The organism is uncultured Treponema sp., from assembly GCF_934725225.1.
GTDB lineage: Bacteria > Spirochaetota > Spirochaetia > Treponematales > Treponemataceae > Treponema_D.
The window spans coordinates 203,884-223,560 of record NZ_CAKVAM010000004.1; the positions used below are offsets into that span (position 1 = coordinate 203,884).

Genomic DNA, 19,677 nt, shown 5'->3' on the forward strand with positions numbered 1-19,677 from the left:
ACAAGGAAGAATTATGAAGAAGAAACAGAAGAAAATGCTTGCAAGAATCATTGTGGCGTTTGCGCTGCTTTTGGTTCTGAACGTGCTTGACCGGCTGAACGTGTTCGCCGCCATTCCGGGCAAAGTTCCGCTCAAGATGATTCTCTACGTGGCTGACTATCTGATAATCGGATACGACATCCTCAAGAAAGCCGGAAAAGGAATCTTAAACCGTCAGGTCTTCGACGAGAATTTTCTGATGGCAGTTGCAACCGTGGGAGCGTTCGCGCTTGCAGTCTACAACGCGCACGGAAATCTTCTTCTGATTGACGACTGCAACGAGGCGGTCGCCGTAATGCTTTTCTACCAGATTGGAGAATTCTTCCAAAGCTATGCGGTCGGAAAAAGCCGCAAGAACATCACGGACCTTATGGACATCCGCCCGGACTACGCGAACATCGAAAAGGACGGAAAGCTTGTTCAGGTTGACCCTTCCGAAGTCGCGCCGGGAACTGTGATTGTGGTTCAGCCCGGAGAAAAAGTTCCGATTGACGGCATTATAATAGAAGGAAACTCAACGCTGAACACAAGCGCACTCACAGGTGAAAGCCTTCCGCGGGATGCCAGTTCTGGAATGGAAGTCATCAGCGGAAGCATAAACATGACAGGCGTACTCAAAGTCAGGACGACAAAGGAATTCGGCGAGTCAACCGTCTCAAAAATCCTGGAGCTTGTGGAGAACGCCAGCTCAAGAAAATCCAAGTCGGAGGAATTCATCTCAAAGTTCGCAAGAGTCTACACGCCTGCGGTCTGCTACAGCGCGCTAGCCCTTGCCGTTCTTCCGCCGCTCGTCTGCCTCATCGCAAAATCAGATCCAAACTGGAGCGACTGGATTTACCGCGCGCTCACCTTCCTAGTAATCAGCTGTCCGTGTGCGCTTGTAATCAGCATTCCGCTCAGCTTTTTTGCAGGACTTGGAGGTGCAAGCAAGGAAGGCGTGCTTATAAAAGGCTCGAACTACCTTGAGACGCTCTCAAAGTCAAAAATCGTCGTGTTCGACAAGACAGGAACGCTGACCCGCGGAGTCTTTGAAGTTACGGCGGTTCACCACAGCAAGATTGACGAGGCGAAGCTGATTGAATACGCGGCGTTCGCGGAGTGCGCATCTTCCCACCCGATCAGCAGAAGCCTTCAGGCAGCCTACGGAAAGGAAATCGACAGAAGCCGGGTCACGGACATCGAGGAAATCAGCGGACACGGAATCACCGCAAAAGTTGACGGACACAAAGTCGCTGCCGGAAACCTCAAGCTGATGAAAAAGCTCGGAATCGACGCGACGGAATGCCATTCGGTCGGAACGATAATCCACGTGGCGATTGACGGAGAATATTCCGGACACATCGTGATTTCCGACGTTGAAAAGCCGACATCAAGGGAAGCTCTTTCCGCACTCAAAAAGGCAGGAGTCGCAAAGACCGTAATGCTCACCGGAGACGCGAAAAAGGTTGCGGAGAAAGTCGCAGCTGATCTTGGAATCGATGAGGTTCACTCAGAGCTTCTTCCGGCGGACAAGGTGAATCAGGTTGAAAAGCTGATTTCAGAAAAAGGAAAGAACGATGTGCTTGCGTTCGTGGGCGACGGAATAAACGACGCGCCGGTGCTCTCTCGTGCCGACATAGGAATTGCGATGGGCGCGATGGGCTCAGACGCAGCAATTGAAGCCGCTGACGTTGTACTCATGGACGACGATCCGCTCAAAATCGCAAAGGCAATCAGAATATCGCGCAAGTGCATCGGAATCGTCTATCAGAACATCACGTTCGCGCTCGCAATCAAGTTCGCCTGTCTTGTGCTCGGCGCGCTGGGAATCGCGAATATGTGGCTTGCAATCTTCGCCGATGTGGGCGTAATGGTTCTGGCAGTCCTGAACGCCGTCCGCGCTCTGAACGTGAAGAGGCTGTAGGAGAAACCCACGGCTTTGGCTGAGTTTTTTATTGGGCAGCCGCCCTGTCATTATCGCGGCTGGCTGCCTGTCATTCCCCCGGCACGTGTCGGGGAATCTTTTCTTGCACCAACATGATACATTCCAGTGTATCAATTCCATAAATTACCTTGTACCAGCATGATACATTAAGCTGTATCACAACTGCACATCGCCTTGTATCAGTTCGGTACATTACGCTGTACCACTTCCGCACATCACCTTGCACAAAGTCGCACTCTGACAGAATCTCACTGCCCTATTCCAAACTGATTTCCATCTCAATGCTTTTCCATCGCTCGCCAAAACAAGTGTAAGCTGATTCTGAAACTTCCTTGAATCCGCAGGACTTGTAGCATTTGAGCGCGCCGGGATTGTTTTCAAAAACACCAAGCGAAACTTTTTTTGCGCGCAGATTTTCCGCAGCATATTTCAAGGCAAGCTGAATCATTTTTTTTCCGAAGCCCTGACCACGTTTTTTATCGTCAACAATCACAAATCCAAGCCGAACCTCATCACGCTTTGCACTCGGATAACGAATTATGAAATGCCTCGCAATTTCGTTTCCGCAGCAAAAAGTAAACGGCATAACTCCGCCTTTTTCGTAAAGCACATTCATGTCGTCCGCCGTTATTGGAAAATTTCCGTAGCGGTCCGCGCACCATTGCCTAAACGCATATTCGTCTTTGAGCCAAGTTACAATCGTTTTTGCATCGTTACTTTCGTATTCACGCAAAGTTATTTTTTCTGAATCCAACTTTTTGCCTCTCATTGTTTTTGCTGAGTTTTTAAAATGAAACGGTTTTGTTTTCAGCATAATTCCAAAACTTTTCGTGCTTGCTCATTTTGTCTTTTATATTCTTTCCACAGTTTTGTAAACTATTTACTATGAACTGATTCCCATTTCTTTTCCTTTATGTATTTATCAAGAAAACGTATCAACTGTTTTTCTTTTGCATTTTTGCCACATGAATCAACCATTGCCATTATAGAAGCAATTATACTTCCGAACAAAAGTTATTGCCGGTTTAAAAATTTTAGAAAATCTGTTATTTTCATATTCGTTGAGAATGTCTTGTATTTACAGTCTTCACATTTTATCTTTTTGGTATCAAAAAAACACTTTTTTCACTTCGTTAATAGATTCATCTAAATTCATTTTTCTGCCTCAACAATATTTTATGCAAAAAAAATTAAGCTTATTTGTTCCGCATACTTTTCGACAAATAAAATCGTATCTCTTTTTTAAATTTTACCTCAAGTCAAGGTTTTTTTTCGGGCGTTTCCCGACATCCTGTCGTTCGAGAAGCTTCGCTTTTCTAGGGAGCATTTGCCCTAATCCGCCATCCGTGGCGGAGTCGTCTTCCGCAGAATAATTGACTTTGGCGGAAAACGTCGGGCCGGGCGTTCCAGCCTTCGCTAACGCTCATTCTTCCGCTTCGCTTCGTGCGAACACTTCGTTCCGCTCCAGAACTTCGGGCTTACATGCCCTAACGCGTAGCTGGATGTGTTTAAGGTGGAATGAAACTGAATCAAGAAAGCTCTTTTTTCATCAGAAAATCAGTCTGGACATCATCGCCTACAACAAAAGCATGCCCGCTGAATTTTCTAAAGCCTTTGTCCGTGTAGAATTTCTGCGCAGGAAAATTTTTCTCCCAAACGCCAAGCCAAATAAAAGAAACTCCAAGCTCCCGTGCCTTTTTTTCGGCAAGATTCATAAAAGCCGTTCCGATTCCAAGCCCTTTTGATTCTTTCAGTACATAAATCCGCTGAATTTCAAGAGAATTTTCCAAGCCGGATTCCGTTTCCGCATTTCCAGTGTTGATTTTCAGAACACCGAGAGTTTTTTGATTTTCCACTGCAAGAAACGTTTCTGATTCTTCGTTCTCAAGCTCGGATTTCAGTTTTTCCTCGCTGTACGCCTCGTCCAAAAATTTTCTCATATCTTCTTCGGAATTTTGCTCCGAGAAAGTCTCATAAAAAGTCTGACGGTATATTTTCTGCAAATCAAGAACATCATCTAAACCGCATTTTTTTATTTTCATAGGAAGATTTTAGCAAAAATTTCGGCGGATGCAAACAATTCCCCAAAATCCTGCTATAATTTTAAAATCATGACGAAACAGGAAACCTACGATTTTTTGAACGCGGAAAACATTGAATACGAAGTCACCGAGCACAAGGCGGTTTTCAGCATGGACGAAATCTGCGATGTTGCGCTGCCTCACCCGGAATGTGACGCGAAAAATCTTTTTGTGCGCGACGACAAAAAACGCGAATATTTTCTGATTACCGTAAAAGGAAACAAGCGCGTTGACCTAAAAGAATTCCGTAAATCCCACGGAACCCGGCCGCTCTCTTTTGCAAGCGCAGAAGACCTGATGAATTTTCTGAAGCTCACACCCGGCTCTGTAACTCCGCTAGGACTTTTGAACGGCACCGGCCGCAAGGTGAAATTTTTCTTGGACAAGGATTTTCTTGAGCCTCCCGGGCTGATTGGAATCCACCCGAACGAAAACACCGCGACCGTCTGGCTAAAAACAGCCGATTTGATTAATCTGATAAGAGAAAACGGAAACGCAGTGGAACTGAGTGAACTGTGATTTGTCAGAAACGCAGTTTCGGGCAGAACATTGGAGGAAAATATGAAGATAATTCCGGCGGACAAAAACGATATTCCAGAGCTTTTCGCGCTGCAGCTGCTCTCTTTTGAAAGCGAGGCTGAAATGATTGGAAGCCGCGATGTTCCGGCTCTTACAGAAACGGCGCAGGAAAATTCGGCTGACTTCAGCAGCTGGAGAACGCTCAAGCTTGTAAATGACGACGGAAAAATCATCGGCGCAATCCGCTATAAAGAAGAGAACGGCAAAATAAATGTCGGGCGGCTGATGGTTCATCCGGACTTCCGCCGAAAAGGATTTGCAAAGAGGCTTCTTGAAGAAATCGACAGGCTCTTTCCTTCCGCGCAAAAAGAATTGTACACGTGCTCAAAAAGCTGGACGAACATCGCCCTGTACACTCAGGCAGGATACAAGCCGTACAAGGAACAGTCCGAGCCGACAGGGCTTTCATTCATATTTTTCAGGAAAGGATAAGAAAACTGTTTTAGAAAACGGAAAATTTATGCTACGCCCGGCGTGTCTTTTGTTCGCATTATCATAACGTTCTTTGAACTGACGCAATTTCTTGAAGTGTTGTTTTAACGTTCCGTGAACTGGCGTGATTTTAAAAAACATTACGATAACGCACCGCAAACTGAAGCAATTTTGAAAAACGTTATGATGACGTTCGATGAATTGACGTAATTCCGTAAAACGTTATTTTGATTTTTTCTGACCGAACGCGCTTTCATTCAGCGTTATTTTAACGCTTGCTGAACTGGCGTGATTTTACGAAACGTTACGCATTCTTTTATAATTTCATAAATGCAATCGGAAACGGATTTCCCTGCTCATCGGTCGCGCTTGTCTTGTACGTCTTGAACCCGAGGTGTTCATAAAATCTTTTTGCATTAGGATTCTGCTCGTTTACGGTAACTTTATCTGCAAAAAAATTTTTGATTCCATGCTGAACAAGCATTTTGCCGAATCCTTTTCCGTGCGCGTCAGACGAAAGAAAAATCATTTCGATTTTTCTGCCTCCGATTCCCATAAATCCTAATCTTTGAAAATTTTCGCCTTTTTCACGCAAAACCAAAAGCGTCTCAACACAGCAAATTGCGCCTGGAACATATTCCTTGATTTTCAGAATTTCCTCGTCCGATAAAAATGTGTGCGTCGCCCGAACAGATTTTTCCCAAATCTCCAAAAGATTCTGCACAAGTTCCGCCGAGCGTTCAGATTTTCTAATTTCTTCGATTAAGACTGTCATTTTTTTTATTTAAGTTCCCATAAGCCATTCAACTGCGTTTATCCGCTTGATTCCGTCAAAGTCGGCGGTCGGGTCGTCGTCCAGCGTCAAAAGCAGCTTGGGGTAGCTGTCGCGCACAAGCTGGAGAGGCCGGAGTTCCCTTTGAAGCGCGTTTTCATCCCTTACGCTCGCCGAAACTTGAATGTACGTGTTTCCTTCCTGATTTTGTGCGACGAAGTCGATTTCCATGTCGCCGATTTTTCCGACATAGACTTTGTAGCCTCGCCTAATCAGCTCAAGATAAACCACATTTTCAAGAATGTGGCCTGTGTCGTTCGCTTTCTGCCCCAAAAGCAAGTAGCGAAGTCCAATGTCAACAGCGTAATATTTTTCGAGAAGCTTAAGATACTGTTTGCCTTTAACGTCGTAGCGTTTTGCCTCGTAGACAATGTAGCAGTCCTGCAAGGCCGTGATGTATTTTTCGATTGTCTTTGAGTCGATTTTTCTTCCTGACGAAACCATTGTGTCCGTGATTTTCTTTGTCGAGACGGGACTTCCTATGCTGTCAAAAATAAACCGCACAACGCTTTCAAGCATTTTTGTGTCGCTGATTTTATAGCGCGAGACAACATCTTTCAGGACGATTGTGCTGTAAACTCCGCCGAGATAGTCGAGAATTTCATTTTTGTCGCCGTCAAGGTTCAGCGTGTAGGGGAACGAGCTTTGCTCAACGTAAAGCCTGTATTTTTCGGAAAGCGACAGCGACGGATTCTGCGCGGAGGCAAATTCCTTGAACGAAAGCGGAAGCATTTCAATCGTTATGTATCTTCCTGAAAGCAGCGTTGCAAGCTCTCCCGAAAGAAGGTATGCGTTCGAGCCTGTTATATAGATGTCGATTTTTTCGTTCAGAAAAAGGCTGTCCACAACCCGCTGAAAATCCGTTACATTTTGAATTTCATCGAAAAAAATGTAAGTCATTTTGTCTTTTTGAATTTTAGTTTTCAGAAATTCATAAAGTGATTTCGGGTCCAAAAGCTCGTAATTGTCGAAGTCCTCAAAGTTCAGGAAGATGATTTGCTCTGCGGAAATTCCGCTTTCAAGAAGACAATTGCGGAACATTTTCATCAGGGTTGATTTTCCGCAGCGGCGGATTCCAGTAATCACCTTGATGATGTGCTTATCCTTGTAAGTTTTGAGTTTTTCTAAAAATTCCAGACGAAGAATATCATTCATAGTTTGGATTATATTCCAAAGTTTTTGTAAAAACAAGCAATAGTTTGGAATATATTCCAAACTCTTTGTTAACTTCTAAATGTCATTGTCGTACTTGATACGGCAATTCCCTTGATGATTCCGATTTTCATGTCGTTTTTAAGTCGGCTGTAGATTCTTTCTGAGGTGGATTATAGCTTTATTTTACAACAGTCATGGAGGTACAAAATGATTTATGGTTATATCCGCGTGAGCACGGACAAGCAGACGGTTGAAAATCAGCGTTTTGAAATCTTCAATTTCTGCAAGAAGGAAAATCTTGAGATTGACGGCTGGATAGAAGAGACAATCAGCGGAACAAAAAACTATGACAAGCGCAAGCTCGGAGTCCTGCTGAATCATGTTCAGAGCGGCGATCTGATAATCTGCGCGGAACTTAGCCGGCTTGGAAGAAGCCTGTTCATGATTATGGAAATCCTTTCAATCTGCATGAAAAAAGACTGCAAGGTTTGGACAATAAAGGACAACTACAGGCTTGGCGATGACATTCAAAGCAAGGTTTTGGCGTTTGCGTTTGGACTGAGCGCGGAAATCGAGCGCAATTTGATTAGCCAGCGGACAAAGGAAGCGTTGAAACTGAAAAAGGCGGAAGGAATAAGTCTTGGCCGGCCAAAAGGTCGGAAAACTTCCCCTTTAAAACACAAACTGTATGGAAAAAGGGAAATTATAGATGAGATGCTCGCTTTTGGAATTTCCCAACGTCAGATTGCCAAAAAGTTTAAGGTTGACCGGAATACACTTGCAAGATTTCTTGGAAAAATGAAGTAAAAAAACGAGCCATTTTATTCAGCAGAACTCGTCAGCCTGCGCATTTGAAAGCTGTGCAAGCTGGGTGATTCTCTCCCCAGTCGAGCAGAGCATAAAGCGGAAGATTGAGAGCGTGGGCGTTCCGCTGAAGGACTGGGACATTTCAATCAATTATGGAATAAAAACCGGCTACAACGACGCGTTCATAATCAGCGGAGCAAAGAGAGCGGAAATTCTTGCGGAGTGCAAGACAGAGGAGGAGCGGCGGAAAACAGATGAGCTTATACGGCCGGTTTTGCGCGGCCGCGACATAAAGCGATACGGGTATGAGTTCGCGGATTTGTGGCTGATAAACACGCACAACGGAATCAAGGAAAAAGGAATTCCAAGAATCGACGTTGAGAAAGACTATCCAGCGGTGAAAAAACATCTGGATGAATATTGGGATAAAATCGAGAAAAGAGCCGACCAGGGCGACACTCCGTACAACCTTCGTAACTGCGCATATTTGGACGATTTTTTTAAGCCAAAGATTGTGTGGGGAAACTTGAATTTACGAGCATCTTATGCCGTTGCCCAGGCAGGAATGTTCGTGAATGCGCCGTGTCCAATGATTGTTCCTGCTGACGAATATTTGCTGCGTATTCTGAATTCCAAGCTGGCCGATTATTATATACGAAATCTTGGCGTTACGAGGAACGGCGGATATTTTGAGTACAAGCCTATGTTCATAGAAAAACTTCCTGTTCCACCAAAAAAAGGAAAAAGCCCATTTTCGGAAAAAGACAGCGAATCACAAATAGACCAGAAAGTCTATAAACTCTACGGTCTGTCAAAAGAAGAAATTGATTTTATCGAGTGGCAATGAAACAATTCCATCTTGTTCGCATTTTTATATAAAATTATTTCTTGCGTTTTCAACCAAAAAATCATAAAATAAGTTGTAAATGCAAGAAAATACAAACTCGTCAAAACTAGGCGACATTCTCAACAAAAATGGCGGATATATAACCCGCAGGCAGGTTGACCAAAATGGAATCCAATCCTGGTTTCTGACGGACTTTGTGCGTAAGGAAAAACTTGAAAAACTTGCGGCGGGGTTCTATGCAAAGTCAGACTGGATTACAGATGATTTTCTTGTGTTCCAGTATAAGTATCCCAAATTCATCTTTTCCTATGAGTCTGCCCTTTATCTTCTAAATCTTGCGGATTCCCTTCCCCAGACTTTTGAAGTAACAGGACCGAAAAACTACCGTCCTTTCAGCCCCAAAGAAAATATCGCGATTATTCACACGGACTATAAAAAAGAAACTTATAAGCTTGGAATTACTGAAGTTGAAACGAATCTAGGAAATAAAGTTCTTGCATACAATGCGGAAAAAACAGTCTGCGACCTTATCCGCCGTTCAGAAAAAATCGATTCTGAAATTTACACGAAAGTCCTTTATAACTATTCAAAACTGAAAAATAAAAATCCTAACCGGCTTATTGAATACGCAAAAATAATGGGAATACAAAAAAAAGTCTATGACACAATGATGGTGGTGCTGAATGAACTATAGCAAAAACTCTGTGCAGGCCCGCATAAAAAGTCTCTCCGCAAAAACCGGAGCAAGCGCGAATGTTCTTCTTGCGACATATTTTTTCGAGGCGTTCTTGTACAGGCTTTCAAAATCTGACTACGCTGAAAATTTTATTTTTAAGGGCGGATTTTATCTTTCATCGGTTATAGGCGTGCAAAACCGTTACACGCAGGACTTGGATTTTAAACTGGCTGGGGAAGAGCTTGAAGAAGAAAATCTTGTAAAAATTATAAATGACATAATCTCCAAAAATGCAGACGACAATATCTCTTTTGATTTCTCATCAATTGAGCCTATAAGAGGCGAAGACCAATACGGCGGTTTTACAGTAAGCATTATCGGACATCTTGAGAATATCCGCCAGACAGTGAATATAGACATAGCAACCGGCGACCCGATAACTCCTGCCGCAATAACATACAATTATAAAAGACTGATTGCCGAAGACATTCTGAATTTCAAGGCTTATAACTTAGAGACAATTCTTGCCGAAAAATTGCAGACAATTTACAGCAGAGGACTTTTTAACAGCAGAAGCAAGGACTTTTACGATGTCTATATAATCCATAAATTAAAAATAGATAAAATCGACTGCCGGAATTTAAAAGAAGCGTTTGCAAAAACTTGCGGATACCGAAAAACTAATTTTTCAAAAGAAGATGTAAACATTCTTTTAAAAGAACTTGAAACAGACATTCAGGCTCTAAACCGCTGGAAAAACTATGCCAGAAAAAATTCTTTTGCAAAAGATATTTCATTTGAAACAGTCATTGAATCGTGCAAATTTATAACGAATATTGTTTTCGAATGAGTAAAATTTTTCGACGATTTTTTTAAGCCAAAGATTGTGTATCCGAATATGACAAAATTTTTGCCTTTTGTTTATGATGATAAAGCGTTTTTGACTAACCAAAAATGTTTTATCATCACAGGAAATGCAATGGCTTTTTTAACTGCGTTTTTTAATTCATCATTATTTAAATATTGTTTTAGGGAATCTTTTCCTGAATTGCTGGGCGGTACAAGAGAATTAAGCAAAATATTTTTTGACAAAATTCCTGTAATACAAGTTGATGAGAAAACGGAAATAAAATTTAAAACAGCAGTTTTGGACATTCAGTCAGAATATACAGAGTCTAAAGCAAGAGAAATTGATTCCATGATTTTTGACCTATATAATCTTACAGCAGAAGAACGAGATGCAATTGGTTATATTACAATAAAATAGCTATTTTATTATATTCAAAACCTCCTGTTGTTTGTGCTTGATGGCTTCTCTTATAAAGTCAATTTCTTTACTGGAGAAACCAAACGCTTCATATATTTTCTCGTCAACAGTTTTTTTTGTAACTCCTTTTGTCAGTTTTGGAAGAGGAATATTTTCAACATATTGCTGACGCATTTGAAATCCTCCGTTGTCTAAAACTGCTACGTTATTGAAAAAATACCAAGCGGCAAATTCGGAATTCAATTCATTGACAAGAACTTCTACATTACTGCCTGAGAAAAAACACAAGCTGTCTACAACAAAATAATCTCCGCTTGTAAAACAGAAGCGCGGGAAATTATTTATGTCATTTTTTGAAAGCCTCATCAATCTTGACCACACAATCTTTGGCTTAAAAAAATCGTCCCAATAACTGATACTGTCTTGTGTCTCGAACCACTTGTTGTTTGTCTTTTTTCTTGCTTTGATTTTCTCTCCGTTCACAATGTATTCTTTTCCAGTTTGCTCCAGCCGTTCAATTTCAAAAGAGAGAAGATATTTTTTTACAGCAGGATATTCTTCAATATTGTAATGCCTTGATGGAAATGTCGCGATTAAATACAAATCCGCGAACTCATACCCGTATCGCTTTATGTCGCGGCCGCGCAAAACCGGCCGAATTAGCTCATCAGTCCGCCTGCGCTCCTCCTCTGTATTGCACTCCGCAAGAATTTCATCTCTCTTTGCTCCGCTGATTATGAACGCGTCGTTGTAGCCGGTAAGAACTCCGCGGTAAATATTTATGTCCCAGTCTTTCAGCGGAACGCCCGCGCTCTCAATCTTCCGCTTTATGCTCTGCTCTACTGGGGAGAGAATCACCCAGCTTGCCGGGCTGTCGAATGCGCAGGCTGACGAGTTCTGCTGAATAAAATGGCTCAAATTTCCTAAGTCATCATATTTCATGTTTTTTGTGACGCAGGCAAGAGTCTGCTTTTTGTTCTGCGCTTTCTGGAAGAGCAGAATGTTTGTGTCAACTGTCGCGCTTTCAAAAACCTTTACGCCGGCAAAGTCTATAAGCTCCTTCGGATTTACGTTTTTCGCAAAAAAGTCGCGTAGCTTTTCGCCGTAGCCTGCGCGCATCCATTTGTTCGATGTGATAAAGCAGAGATGACCGTTGTCTTTCAGCAGGTTAAAGCCACATTCATAAAAAAGGCAGTAAATGTCGCCTGTCTTTGCAAACGCCTTGTAGTTCTGGTTTTCGTATAGCTTTGCAAGTTTTCCGCTGTTGTTCTGAAGCTGGATATACGGCGGATTTCCAATCACAATGTCGAATCCGTCCTCGATTCCGAACATCCAGTTCGCGTCAAAGAAATCGGCAACCGCGTTCTGGTCATAAGGATTCCATGAGGCAAGTTGTTTTGCATCTTCGTTATCGTACAGCCTGTCCTGTTCCAAAAGTTTTGCAAGTCGTTCGCGGCATTCTTTGTCAAGAGTTCTGTAGTGCATTTTTTCTTTTGCTGTCTGTGAGCTAAAATGTTTTGCTCGGATATTTTTTAACTCTTCACGTGTTTGGCTTACTCCGTTATCAAAAAGTTGGAGTGCCATATTTTCTTCTTTTTTAGAAATCTCAATCAGTGAATTTGCCGCCACAAATTTTGTCTCAAGGTTCGGCAGCGGGTCAAATCCGTAGTTGTTTTTTGCGTCGTTTCCTTTTTCCTGTTCGCAAATCAGCGTTATAAAGAATCGGAGCTTTGCAATCTGCACGGCGATTGTCTGAATGTCGGATCCGAATATGCAGTTTTCAATCAAATGCAATTTAAGCTCATAAATACTTTGCTTTGAATTATAAGAAGAATCAAGTTTTCTTATTAAGCTGACAAGTCTCTGCAAAATTCCGACTGGAAAAGCTCCCGAACCACAGGCCGGATCAAGAACTTTTATGTTCATAAGCAAGTTGATGATTTCGTTGTTGTTCTTGAATTTTACCTCGCTGGTGTTGTCATCAAAAAGCTGGTTGATTTGTTCGATTGAAATCTTAATGCTGTTTTCTAGATAATTTTTTATGGATTCATCCACCATAAAATTCACAATTTCGCGCGGTGTATAAAACGAGCCTGAATCCTTGCGGGCGGTCTCGCTTGTTTCCGGATTATAAGTTCCAAGAAGATTTTCAAACACTTTTCCTAACAGCTCCGGGTCAAGGGCAACTTGCACATCGCTTGGGCTGTTTTCTTCTACTGTAAAATTATATCTGTTTAGGATATGAATAATGCCCTCGTGTCCGTCTTTTTCTTTCTGGAAGAATAATGCGTTCGGAATAAAAGCACGGCGAGAACTTTCCCTGCTGAAACCGTCGTTATAAATCTGGATATTGTTTCCGTTTTCAGAAGCTTCAAGCTTGTCAAGACACTCAAAAAGTCCGCCGTTCAAAAAAGGAACTGAACTGAATAATCTGATTATTTCCTCGTGGCTTGCCTTGAAAAATGATTTTTTGTTGTCATCCCTGTATAAAGTCTTGATTCCGTATTGCAGGTACGCCTTGTCGTCATCTGTAAAACCGCGCTCCGCAATGGCTTTGTTCAAAGTGGCAAAAAACAAGTTTTTGATGACCGCATTGTAGTAGTTTCCTTTTTCTGTGCTTTGAGAATCAAAATCTGACAGAATTCCTTTTAGTTCCATCTCGTCAAAAATCCAAGATGGAATCAAGTCTTTCTGTTTGATAAACCAGACGAACATCAGACGGGTTATAAGCCGTATAAGGTTTGTCTTGTTGTTTTTGCTAGTCTGTTTTACGCTGTTTCCTTTTCCTTGCGGATAGGTTGAAAGATCGCAAGCCCAAGTGTACCAGCTGAACAGCTCCTGGTAGAATTCCTTAGTTACAACTTCAATATCAAACCGCTTCTTTAAATCTTCAAATGATGTAACTTTTTTGGAAAGCATTGATTCTGGAGTATGTTTTTTACATCCTTCTCCCAGCTTAAAAGAAAACCTTTTTGGATTTGAGTAAAGCGGCTTTATTTTTCCATTTACAAATTCATAATCCGAAGTAATCAAAGACAAGCGCCACGTATGTGATTTTGGAGAATAGAAAACAGCCAGCACATTCTGATTGAATCCGTATTTTTTCATGCATGAAATAACTTCTTTTGTAAGTGTAACACGCGGATCATGGTCGCCCTTTGTGCGGAATTCAAAGACATCAAGGTTAAGACTTTCAGAAGTTCCTAATTTATAGCCTTCTTCAATGTTTGTATATTCAAAGAAAGTTTCCTCTTCTGCCTGCTCAAAGTCATCCGGTAAAAAATCAGTTAAAAATTCCGAGAAATTTTCTCTGTTGTATTCTTTAGACACATCAAAAGTTTTCATTTTTTTTCTCCAATATTATATCAGTTCTTCTGCAAGCAGAACTGTTTCTGGTTCAGAATCGATTTTTCTGTCTTTTTCAAGAATTGTTATAAGGTAACTATCTGGAATTATTGCCTTTGTTTCTGCAAGCGCGTTATCTTCTGTAGGATTTAGCCTTGCGATTTTTTTTATATAATAAGCAGGGATTGAGTCCCAGCTTATTGCGTCGCATAGAGATTTTAAATATTCTTTATCAGATTTGTTTTGCGCTTTGTTTTTCATGACTGTTAGAATTCCAAAAGCTTCCTGAGCCGTTTTGCTTTTTTGTTTTGAGGTTCTTACAATTCCGCTTTCCGCTTTTGCCTTTTCATACATCTTGTAAAATCCGTCGGAAACAGCTTGCCCTTTGTCGTTCTCTGTTGCCCTGAATAAAGATAATGCCTGCTGAGGATTTACTTTTATTGTGGAGCCGTCTTGGGCCGTAAAGCAGAATCTGTATGCGTCTCCTTTTCTGGAGAACAACAAAACTCCTTTTTCCTGAATGTCGTCAAAAAGTTCATTATCCAGTAAATCCGTTTTTGTATGTTTGTAATTGACATTTTTACGTGCTATGCGGCAACGGTGGGGCAGCTCAATTGCGGCTTTAAGAGCTTCCTTTTCATCGTTTTCGATTCTGTAAAGTTCATTTCTAAATTCTACATCCCAAGAAACTGAATTCGTGCTGTTTTCTTCTTCTGTAAATTCTTTTCCAAGATAACCGTCAATTGTTTCGTCTTCTGTGAGAATCTTTGTGTCGGCTCCAAGAATAGCTTGAAAAAGCTTCATTTTAAATGTTGAAATTTCGGCTGTGTGGCTTACTTCTTCTCCTGTTGCCGTTGGAAAGAAATTATATATATAAAGCTCATCAAAGACTTTCTTGTTGATTCTGTTTATTCGTCCGACTCTCTGAATCACTCTTGTAGGATTGTACGGAATATCGTAGTTGTAAATCGTTCCTGCCCTGTGAAGACTGAAGCCTTCTGAAATGGCATCTGTAGCCACAAGAACATCAAAGTCATTTTTTTGCATATTTTCAGGATAGCCTGCGTCAAAATTTGAGCGGATTGTTTCCCGGCCGGATTTCGTCGCTGTCTTTGAGGAATACATCATTGCACGCAGTCCGTCTTTGTTTAGCTGTTCAGAAAGATAGTCAGCAGTATCGGAGAATTCTGTGAATATGATGATTTTTCTTTGCGGCTCATTTTTTAGGGAAGATTTTATGCTTTTTTCTATGGAAGTTAATTTCGGGTCTGACTTTACTTTCGCCCATTCTGAAAGGAAGTTGTCAAACAGATTTATGTCCGCAAGCAAATCTTTTTTGAAATCATCGGTAATATCCGCAGTATCAACAAAAATCAAACCTTTTTCCATATCCTTTGAATAAGCGGATTGGAGAATGTCATCCAGAGAAAACAAGGAGTCCTCAGTGGAATCGCATAATTCTTCCATCTGCTCAAAATCAGGAAATTTGCCTTTTTTATAGAGAGGAATCTTTTTGAAATCTTCAACCCATTTGATAAGGTTTTTCATGGAATTCTGTATGTTTTCAAGAGTTTTGATGAAACTGTATTTTGAACTTTCAAAACGGCGAACAAGGAGCTGCTGCATAAATTTTGCCATGTTTCTCTGTCCTGTCTGAAAATTGTCTACTTCAAAGTGCTCCGCATATTTTGAAATAATAGCCTTGTCGTTTTTCAGGTAAACCATCGGCTTATAGCGTGTGCCTTTAAAACCTTTGGTTTCATCTGTCAGCAGTTCAAGAGTTTTCTTATATAGTTCCGATAACTCTCCAAGCTCATAATTCTGTGATTTAGGCGGTTTGACTTGTGAAAACTGAATGCCTTGAGCCTTTAAGTCTGACTGATATTTTATCAGTTTTTCCAAATCGACGCGGGTTCTGCGTATGATAACTGGGTCTAAGATTTCACGGATTTTTTCAGCTAGTTTATTTGACTGCTCATTGAATTCTTTTTCATCTGATTTTTTTGCTCTATGTTCTTTTTTCAGTTTTTTGTATTCAATGACCAGCTGTTCCATTTGATTTCCAAGATTGTTTACGGTCTGTATTGTGGAATGTGCCGGAATCTGAAAGAGCTTAATCAATGAAAAAATATCTTCCGGTCTATTGTTGAATGGCGTGGCTGAAAGAAGAATAATCTGATTTCCTGCGCAAAGCTGATGCAGAAAGCCGTAGGCCGCTGTGTTTTCATTTCTGTAGCGGTGCGCCTCGTCTATGATAATTACTGAGTCGGTGTAGTTCTTGTTTTCATTGACTGCATCTTCAAGTTTTCCTGATGTGTAGACTTTACAGCCCCTAAGCCCAAAGTCGGCGGCATAATCCTCCCACTGTGTTTTTAAGTGCGGAGGCGTAATTATAATCGTCCTCTTGTCAAGATTCGCTGCGATTGCGGATGCTATGACTGATTTTCCCAAACCTACTACATCTGCGACAATGCAGCCGGAATGTTTTTTTACTTTTGCGACACCGTCCCTTATGGCATCAACTTGGTAGGACACATCAAAAAACTGATTAAGCCTGTCGCGGGTAATTTGTTTCGGCGTTTTTATATAATCATCTGTCGCTTTGAAATATTCATATAAAACACGGATGTACATTAGATAAGGTGTCGGAGCCGCTTCAAGCCACGTATGTTCAAGGACAAGTGCTTTAAAATCGTCTTTGTTTTCTTTGCTGACAATTGGAATTGAATCTTCCCATAATTCTTCAAAAATCTTTTTCCCGTCCTCAAAGTCATTCTCGTCCTGCAGATACACATTGATTTCATTACGTGCCTTGAATCCTTGCACGGAAAAATTGCTTGAGCCTATTATAATTTTGCTTTCGTCCATGCCGGAAAGCGTTGTTTCTTTTGGCAGATAGAACAGATACATTTTTGCATGGTTCGGATCTTTTGTTTTTCTTACTTCCAAAGTTCCGTTTTCAAGTTTTTCCAAAAATACATGGTATGATTTTTCAAAATCTGAAGAGTCCAGAATGTCAGCTTTGTTTATGATATTTTTGAGATTTTCAAAATATTTGCTCTTTATTGTAAGTTTTGAATCTGTGTTTTTTTTGCTGTCAAGATTTGTTGTATATTCAACAATGCAGTTGTTCAAGTTGACCTCGGCATCCATTCCCACAAGAATACGAAGCGGCTTGTCTTTCAAGTCTCTGTAAATTTCACAGAATCCTGAAAAGAAAAAATATCCGACAAGAAAATCCAATTTTGAGCTGCTTTTTGTTAATGCTTGAACACGTCCTGATAAAGAAGATTCCTTGTCAATATTCGTTAAAAATTTTGAAGCCATAATATACGATTATAACATATTTTTGAAATTTTGCAGGCTGTTTTCTCCTATAAATAATGCGGAAAACTGGTGTGAAGTTTCTTCTTTGGTTTTCATTCTCTTCCTCTTCCAATCCTGTCTCCATTCCTCTTCAAGCCGGAAGCCCTTTCCTGCTAGAGCAAAAAGCATCTTCCTGTTCTAAGCGGAACGTCTTTCCTGTTTAAACAGGAAGATTGAATCGGTCTGTCAATATGTGTAAATTTTGACAATTTTACACTTGACAATGACAACTATGTAGATTATATTGTTTTTAGGAGGTTAATGCTGAACTCGAATAGAAAGCGCTGCAAAATAAAATGGCAATTGCGGCGGACGTGCCGTCTATAAGGCAAGAATTGAATTAGGAATTGAAATACTATGGAAAGCATGGCTGTTAAAGACAGAATCGGCAAACTGCTTTCGGAAACAGGAATGAGCCAGAAGGCTCTTGCCGATGCAACAAACTTGAGCGAGGGGGCGGTTTCCCACTACCTTAAAGGGGACAGGGTTCCGAAGGGCGCAATCCTTCTGAGCATAGCAAATGCGCTGGGCACGACGGTCGATTATCTTACTGGAAAAAGCGAAGATGCCCACAAATTTTCATCGGAACAGGAAATTGAGCAGGCCTACGAGCTTATCGCGCGCAATGCAAAAGTCTTGACCGATGAAGAGCGCAAAAGGTTCGCGAAAATTCTTTTTGCGTAAGACGAGGTAAAAATGGAAAGAGCATTTCAGCTTTTGGGAAGTGAATATGATGAGATAGAAGAAGAGGCGAATTGTCTTTTTGAGGACTTGGGAATAAAAAAATATCCGGCGGACTGCTTTGAGGTGGCGCGTCTGCTTGGAATTGAGCTTGTAAAATATTCAGATTCTTCGGATGAGGACAGGGAATTTATGACCTCAAAGTACGAGGAGGGATTTTCTGTTATGACGGCAAAGTCAAGGTACGCGATTTACTACAATGATTCGCTTCCGCCTTGCACCGTCCGTTTTACAATCTGGTATGAGATTGCCCATATTCAGCTCGGGCACTTGTACGAGAATCAGGGAAAGTCGGCTGCCAGAATGAAAGCGGAATGCAACCGCTTTGCAACTTACGCGCAGGCTGCCATGCCGTTCGTGATAAAACTTTCGCCTTGCTGCCCTGATGAGCTTATGCAGGAATTCGGGCTTGGATGGACCTGCGCAAACTATGTCTTTGACAGCTACATGCGCATAAGGCAGTACCCGAACATTGTGAGAAGAATTCTTTCAAACAGGATTCTTGATTTATTTAGTCCGGCTCAGGAGCTGGAGGAGGCTGTATGAAAAATGAAGCAAAAAATTAAGCCCTTAAAATTTGCCGTAAACATTTGCGGTGCGTAAGGCATTTTCTAAGGGCTTTAAAAAAAGACACTCCTGACGGAGAATCTTCAAATCTGATTTTAGAAGTATACTCCTGTCTTGCGTGTCTGGTCAACAGAAAATCTTGCGGAAAGCAAAAATTCTGTTCAGTGCGGAAAAGGAAACTCACCTTTTTATAACAGACAGTCCAAAACGGACAAGGAATATATAAAATGAGCACAACAACAAACATTAACTATTCGGACACAGAGGGAAGCGGAAATCTCACTCTGTACAAAAATCACTTTGACAAGGGCGGAAAATATTACGCGCGTTTTGACCGGCGCAATGTTACGATTGACAATCTTATAGCGCGCACACAGAAAAAGGACATCGGCGTGAACGCCATAACCGCAAAGCACATTCTTTCCCTTATAAAGGCGGAAATAATAGAGGCCTTGCAGAGGGGCGAAAGCGTGAACCTTATGGATTTGGGAACTTTCTACATTGCGGCAAGCGGCACAAGCGGAAATACCGCCGAAACTGCCGAGATAAAAAAGCTGCTTGTAAAGTTCACTTCTTCAAAGGAGACGAACGAGGCAGTCTCAAAGCTGGAGATAAACAGAATCGTGATTGCGGATTCAAGCCCTTCGATTGATTCTGTCACTGACCTTTTTACGGGGCTTAAGGACGGAACTATTACACTTGGAAAAGCAGCGAGAATCGACGGCGGCAGACTGAAAATTTCCGGCGATGAAGGAGGAATTTTCTTTGCCGAATGTGGCGCGGACGGAGTTTTTTCTGAAGATGAAAGCACGTGGCACAAGGTGAATGCAGAATCCATAATGCGCAATCTTTCAAGGACGCTAGAATTCTTCCTGCCCGAAAGCCTTGATAGCGGCAAAAGCTACAGGATTATTCTGCGCACAAACAGCCGCAAAGGGAACGAAGACAAGAAGACATTTGTTTACGCAGTGTCGGATATTGTCGCAGTAAAATAAAAAGCAGAATAGTCTAAATGTCGA

16 protein-coding genes and 1 pseudogene are annotated in these 19,677 nt (G+C 41.6%); 11 read left to right on the plus strand and 6 right to left on the minus strand.

Features of this window, described 5'->3' with window-relative positions; all coding sequences use genetic code 11:
• Positions 1 to 13 precede the first annotated feature (13 nt).
• The gene (locus Q0H92_RS07770; protein WP_296013623.1) at positions 14 to 1,942 is read left to right on the plus strand and encodes a heavy metal translocating P-type ATPase; all 1,929 of its coding nucleotides are present in this window, start codon (positions 14 to 16) and stop codon (positions 1,940 to 1,942) included.
• 277 nt (positions 1,943 to 2,219) lie between these two features.
• On the opposite strand, the gene Q0H92_RS07775 is transcribed toward Q0H92_RS07770, so the two are convergent.
• Both Q0H92_RS07775 and Q0H92_RS07780 read right to left on the minus strand, forming a co-directional pair.
• Positions 2,220 to 2,717 (minus strand): GNAT family protein, encoded by a 498-nt coding sequence (locus Q0H92_RS07775; RefSeq protein WP_296013624.1) that lies wholly within the window; start codon positions 2,715 to 2,717, stop codon positions 2,220 to 2,222.
• Between the two features lie 775 nt (positions 2,718 to 3,492).
• Positions 3,493 to 4,005 carry a GNAT family N-acetyltransferase gene (locus Q0H92_RS07780; protein ID WP_296013625.1) on the minus strand — a complete coding sequence of 171 codons (513 nt, stop codon included), beginning with the start codon at positions 4,003 to 4,005 and terminating at the stop codon, positions 3,493 to 3,495.
• Positions 4,006 to 4,074: 69 nt separating this feature from the next.
• On the opposite strand from Q0H92_RS07780, the gene Q0H92_RS07785 reads away from it, so the two are divergent.
• Both Q0H92_RS07785 and Q0H92_RS07790 read left to right on the plus strand, forming a co-directional pair.
• Entirely contained in the window at positions 4,075 to 4,563 is a 489-nt protein-coding gene (locus tag Q0H92_RS07785) for a prolyl-tRNA synthetase associated domain-containing protein (protein WP_296013626.1), read from the plus strand.
• Between the two features lie 42 nt (positions 4,564 to 4,605).
• Complete coding sequence (locus Q0H92_RS07790) at positions 4,606 to 5,055, plus strand: GNAT family N-acetyltransferase (RefSeq protein ID WP_296013627.1); 450 nt, start codon at positions 4,606 to 4,608, stop codon at positions 5,053 to 5,055.
• A gap of 316 nt (positions 5,056 to 5,371) precedes the next feature.
• On the opposite strand, the gene Q0H92_RS07795 is transcribed toward Q0H92_RS07790, so the two are convergent.
• Both Q0H92_RS07795 and Q0H92_RS07800 read right to left on the minus strand, forming a co-directional pair.
• Complete coding sequence (locus Q0H92_RS07795) at positions 5,372 to 5,830, minus strand: GNAT family N-acetyltransferase (RefSeq protein WP_296013628.1); 459 nt, start codon at positions 5,828 to 5,830, stop codon at positions 5,372 to 5,374.
• A gap of 9 nt (positions 5,831 to 5,839) precedes the next feature.
• Complete coding sequence (locus tag Q0H92_RS07800) at positions 5,840 to 7,042, minus strand: ATP-binding protein (RefSeq protein ID WP_296013629.1); 1,203 nt, start codon at positions 7,040 to 7,042, stop codon at positions 5,840 to 5,842.
• A 207-nt stretch (positions 7,043 to 7,249) separates the two neighbouring features.
• Here Q0H92_RS07800 and Q0H92_RS07805 point away from each other — a divergent pair, with 207 nt between their 5' ends.
• The 5 genes and pseudogenes from Q0H92_RS07805 to Q0H92_RS07825 all read left to right on the plus strand — a co-directional run.
• Positions 7,250 to 7,849 carry a master DNA invertase Mpi family serine-type recombinase gene (locus tag Q0H92_RS07805; protein ID WP_296013630.1) on the plus strand — a complete coding sequence of 200 codons (600 nt, stop codon included), beginning with the start codon at positions 7,250 to 7,252 and terminating at the stop codon, positions 7,847 to 7,849.
• A 64-nt stretch (positions 7,850 to 7,913) separates the two neighbouring features.
• Entirely contained in the window at positions 7,914 to 8,696 is a 783-nt protein-coding gene (locus tag Q0H92_RS07810; protein ID WP_296013631.1) for a TaqI-like C-terminal specificity domain-containing protein, read from the plus strand.
• A 79-nt stretch (positions 8,697 to 8,775) separates the two neighbouring features.
• On the plus strand, positions 8,776 to 9,390 hold the full coding sequence (locus Q0H92_RS07815; RefSeq protein ID WP_296013632.1) for a hypothetical protein: 615 nt from the start codon (positions 8,776 to 8,778) through the stop codon (positions 9,388 to 9,390).
• On the plus strand, positions 9,380 to 10,222 hold the full coding sequence (locus Q0H92_RS07820) for a nucleotidyl transferase AbiEii/AbiGii toxin family protein (RefSeq protein WP_296013633.1): 843 nt from the start codon (positions 9,380 to 9,382) through the stop codon (positions 10,220 to 10,222). Before Q0H92_RS07815 ends, Q0H92_RS07820 begins: the two co-directional genes overlap by 11 nt.
• A gap of 24 nt (positions 10,223 to 10,246) precedes the next feature.
• A pseudogene (locus Q0H92_RS07825) lies at positions 10,247 to 10,639 on the plus strand (TaqI-like C-terminal specificity domain-containing protein); the annotation flags it as partial.
• Here Q0H92_RS07825 and Q0H92_RS07830 read toward each other — a convergent pair.
• Positions 10,640 to 13,984 carry an Eco57I restriction-modification methylase domain-containing protein gene (locus Q0H92_RS07830; protein WP_296013634.1) on the minus strand — a complete coding sequence of 1,115 codons (3,345 nt, stop codon included), beginning with the start codon at positions 13,982 to 13,984 and terminating at the stop codon, positions 10,640 to 10,642.
• Between the two features lie 15 nt (positions 13,985 to 13,999).
• A complete protein-coding gene (locus Q0H92_RS07835; protein WP_296013636.1) occupies positions 14,000 to 17,311 on the minus strand; it encodes a helicase-related protein in 3,312 nt (1,103 codons plus the stop codon).
• Positions 17,312 to 17,716: 405 nt separating this feature from the next.
• On the opposite strand from Q0H92_RS07835, the gene Q0H92_RS07840 reads away from it, so the two are divergent.
• The 3 genes from Q0H92_RS07840 to Q0H92_RS07850 all read left to right on the plus strand — a co-directional run bounded on the left by Q0H92_RS07840 (position 17,717) and on the right by Q0H92_RS07850 (position 19,653).
• Positions 17,717 to 18,034 (plus strand): helix-turn-helix transcriptional regulator, encoded by a 318-nt coding sequence (locus Q0H92_RS07840; RefSeq protein ID WP_296013637.1) that lies wholly within the window; start codon positions 17,717 to 17,719, stop codon positions 18,032 to 18,034.
• 12 nt (positions 18,035 to 18,046) lie between these two features.
• Entirely contained in the window at positions 18,047 to 18,637 is a 591-nt protein-coding gene (locus Q0H92_RS07845) for an ImmA/IrrE family metallo-endopeptidase (protein ID WP_296013638.1), read from the plus strand.
• Between the two features lie 248 nt (positions 18,638 to 18,885).
• A complete protein-coding gene (locus Q0H92_RS07850) occupies positions 18,886 to 19,653 on the plus strand; it encodes a DUF4469 domain-containing protein (RefSeq protein ID WP_296013639.1) in 768 nt (255 codons plus the stop codon).
• The last annotated feature ends 24 nt before the right edge of the window (positions 19,654 to 19,677 follow it).

What these genes read in the sequence shown, in the direction of transcription:
- Q0H92_RS07770 (WP_296013623.1), top strand. Translation starts at nt 14, where the DNA reads ATGAAGAAGAAACAGAAGAAAATGCTTGCAAGAATCATTGTGGCGTTT.
- Q0H92_RS07780 (WP_296013625.1), bottom strand. Translation starts at nt 4,005, where the DNA reads ATGAAAATAAAAAAATGCGGTTTAGATGATGTTCTTGATTTGCAGAAA.
- Q0H92_RS07785 (WP_296013626.1), top strand. Translation starts at nt 4,075, where the DNA reads ATGACGAAACAGGAAACCTACGATTTTTTGAACGCGGAAAACATTGAA.
- Q0H92_RS07790 (WP_296013627.1), top strand. Translation starts at nt 4,606, where the DNA reads ATGAAGATAATTCCGGCGGACAAAAACGATATTCCAGAGCTTTTCGCG.
- Q0H92_RS07795 (WP_296013628.1), bottom strand. Translation starts at nt 5,830, where the DNA reads ATGACAGTCTTAATCGAAGAAATTAGAAAATCTGAACGCTCGGCGGAA.
- Q0H92_RS07800 (WP_296013629.1), bottom strand. Translation starts at nt 7,042, where the DNA reads ATGAATGATATTCTTCGTCTGGAATTTTTAGAAAAACTCAAAACTTAC.
- Q0H92_RS07805 (WP_296013630.1), top strand. Translation starts at nt 7,250, where the DNA reads ATGATTTATGGTTATATCCGCGTGAGCACGGACAAGCAGACGGTTGAA.
- Q0H92_RS07815 (WP_296013632.1), top strand. Translation starts at nt 8,776, where the DNA reads ATGCAAGAAAATACAAACTCGTCAAAACTAGGCGACATTCTCAACAAA.
- Q0H92_RS07820 (WP_296013633.1), top strand. Translation starts at nt 9,380, where the DNA reads ATGAACTATAGCAAAAACTCTGTGCAGGCCCGCATAAAAAGTCTCTCC.
- Q0H92_RS07830 (WP_296013634.1), bottom strand. Translation starts at nt 13,984, where the DNA reads ATGAAAACTTTTGATGTGTCTAAAGAATACAACAGAGAAAATTTCTCG.
- Q0H92_RS07835 (WP_296013636.1), bottom strand. Translation starts at nt 17,311, where the DNA reads ATGGCTTCAAAATTTTTAACGAATATTGACAAGGAATCTTCTTTATCA.
- Q0H92_RS07840 (WP_296013637.1), top strand. Translation starts at nt 17,717, where the DNA reads ATGGCTGTTAAAGACAGAATCGGCAAACTGCTTTCGGAAACAGGAATG.
- Q0H92_RS07845 (WP_296013638.1), top strand. Translation starts at nt 18,047, where the DNA reads ATGGAAAGAGCATTTCAGCTTTTGGGAAGTGAATATGATGAGATAGAA.
- Q0H92_RS07850 (WP_296013639.1), top strand. Translation starts at nt 18,886, where the DNA reads ATGAGCACAACAACAAACATTAACTATTCGGACACAGAGGGAAGCGGA.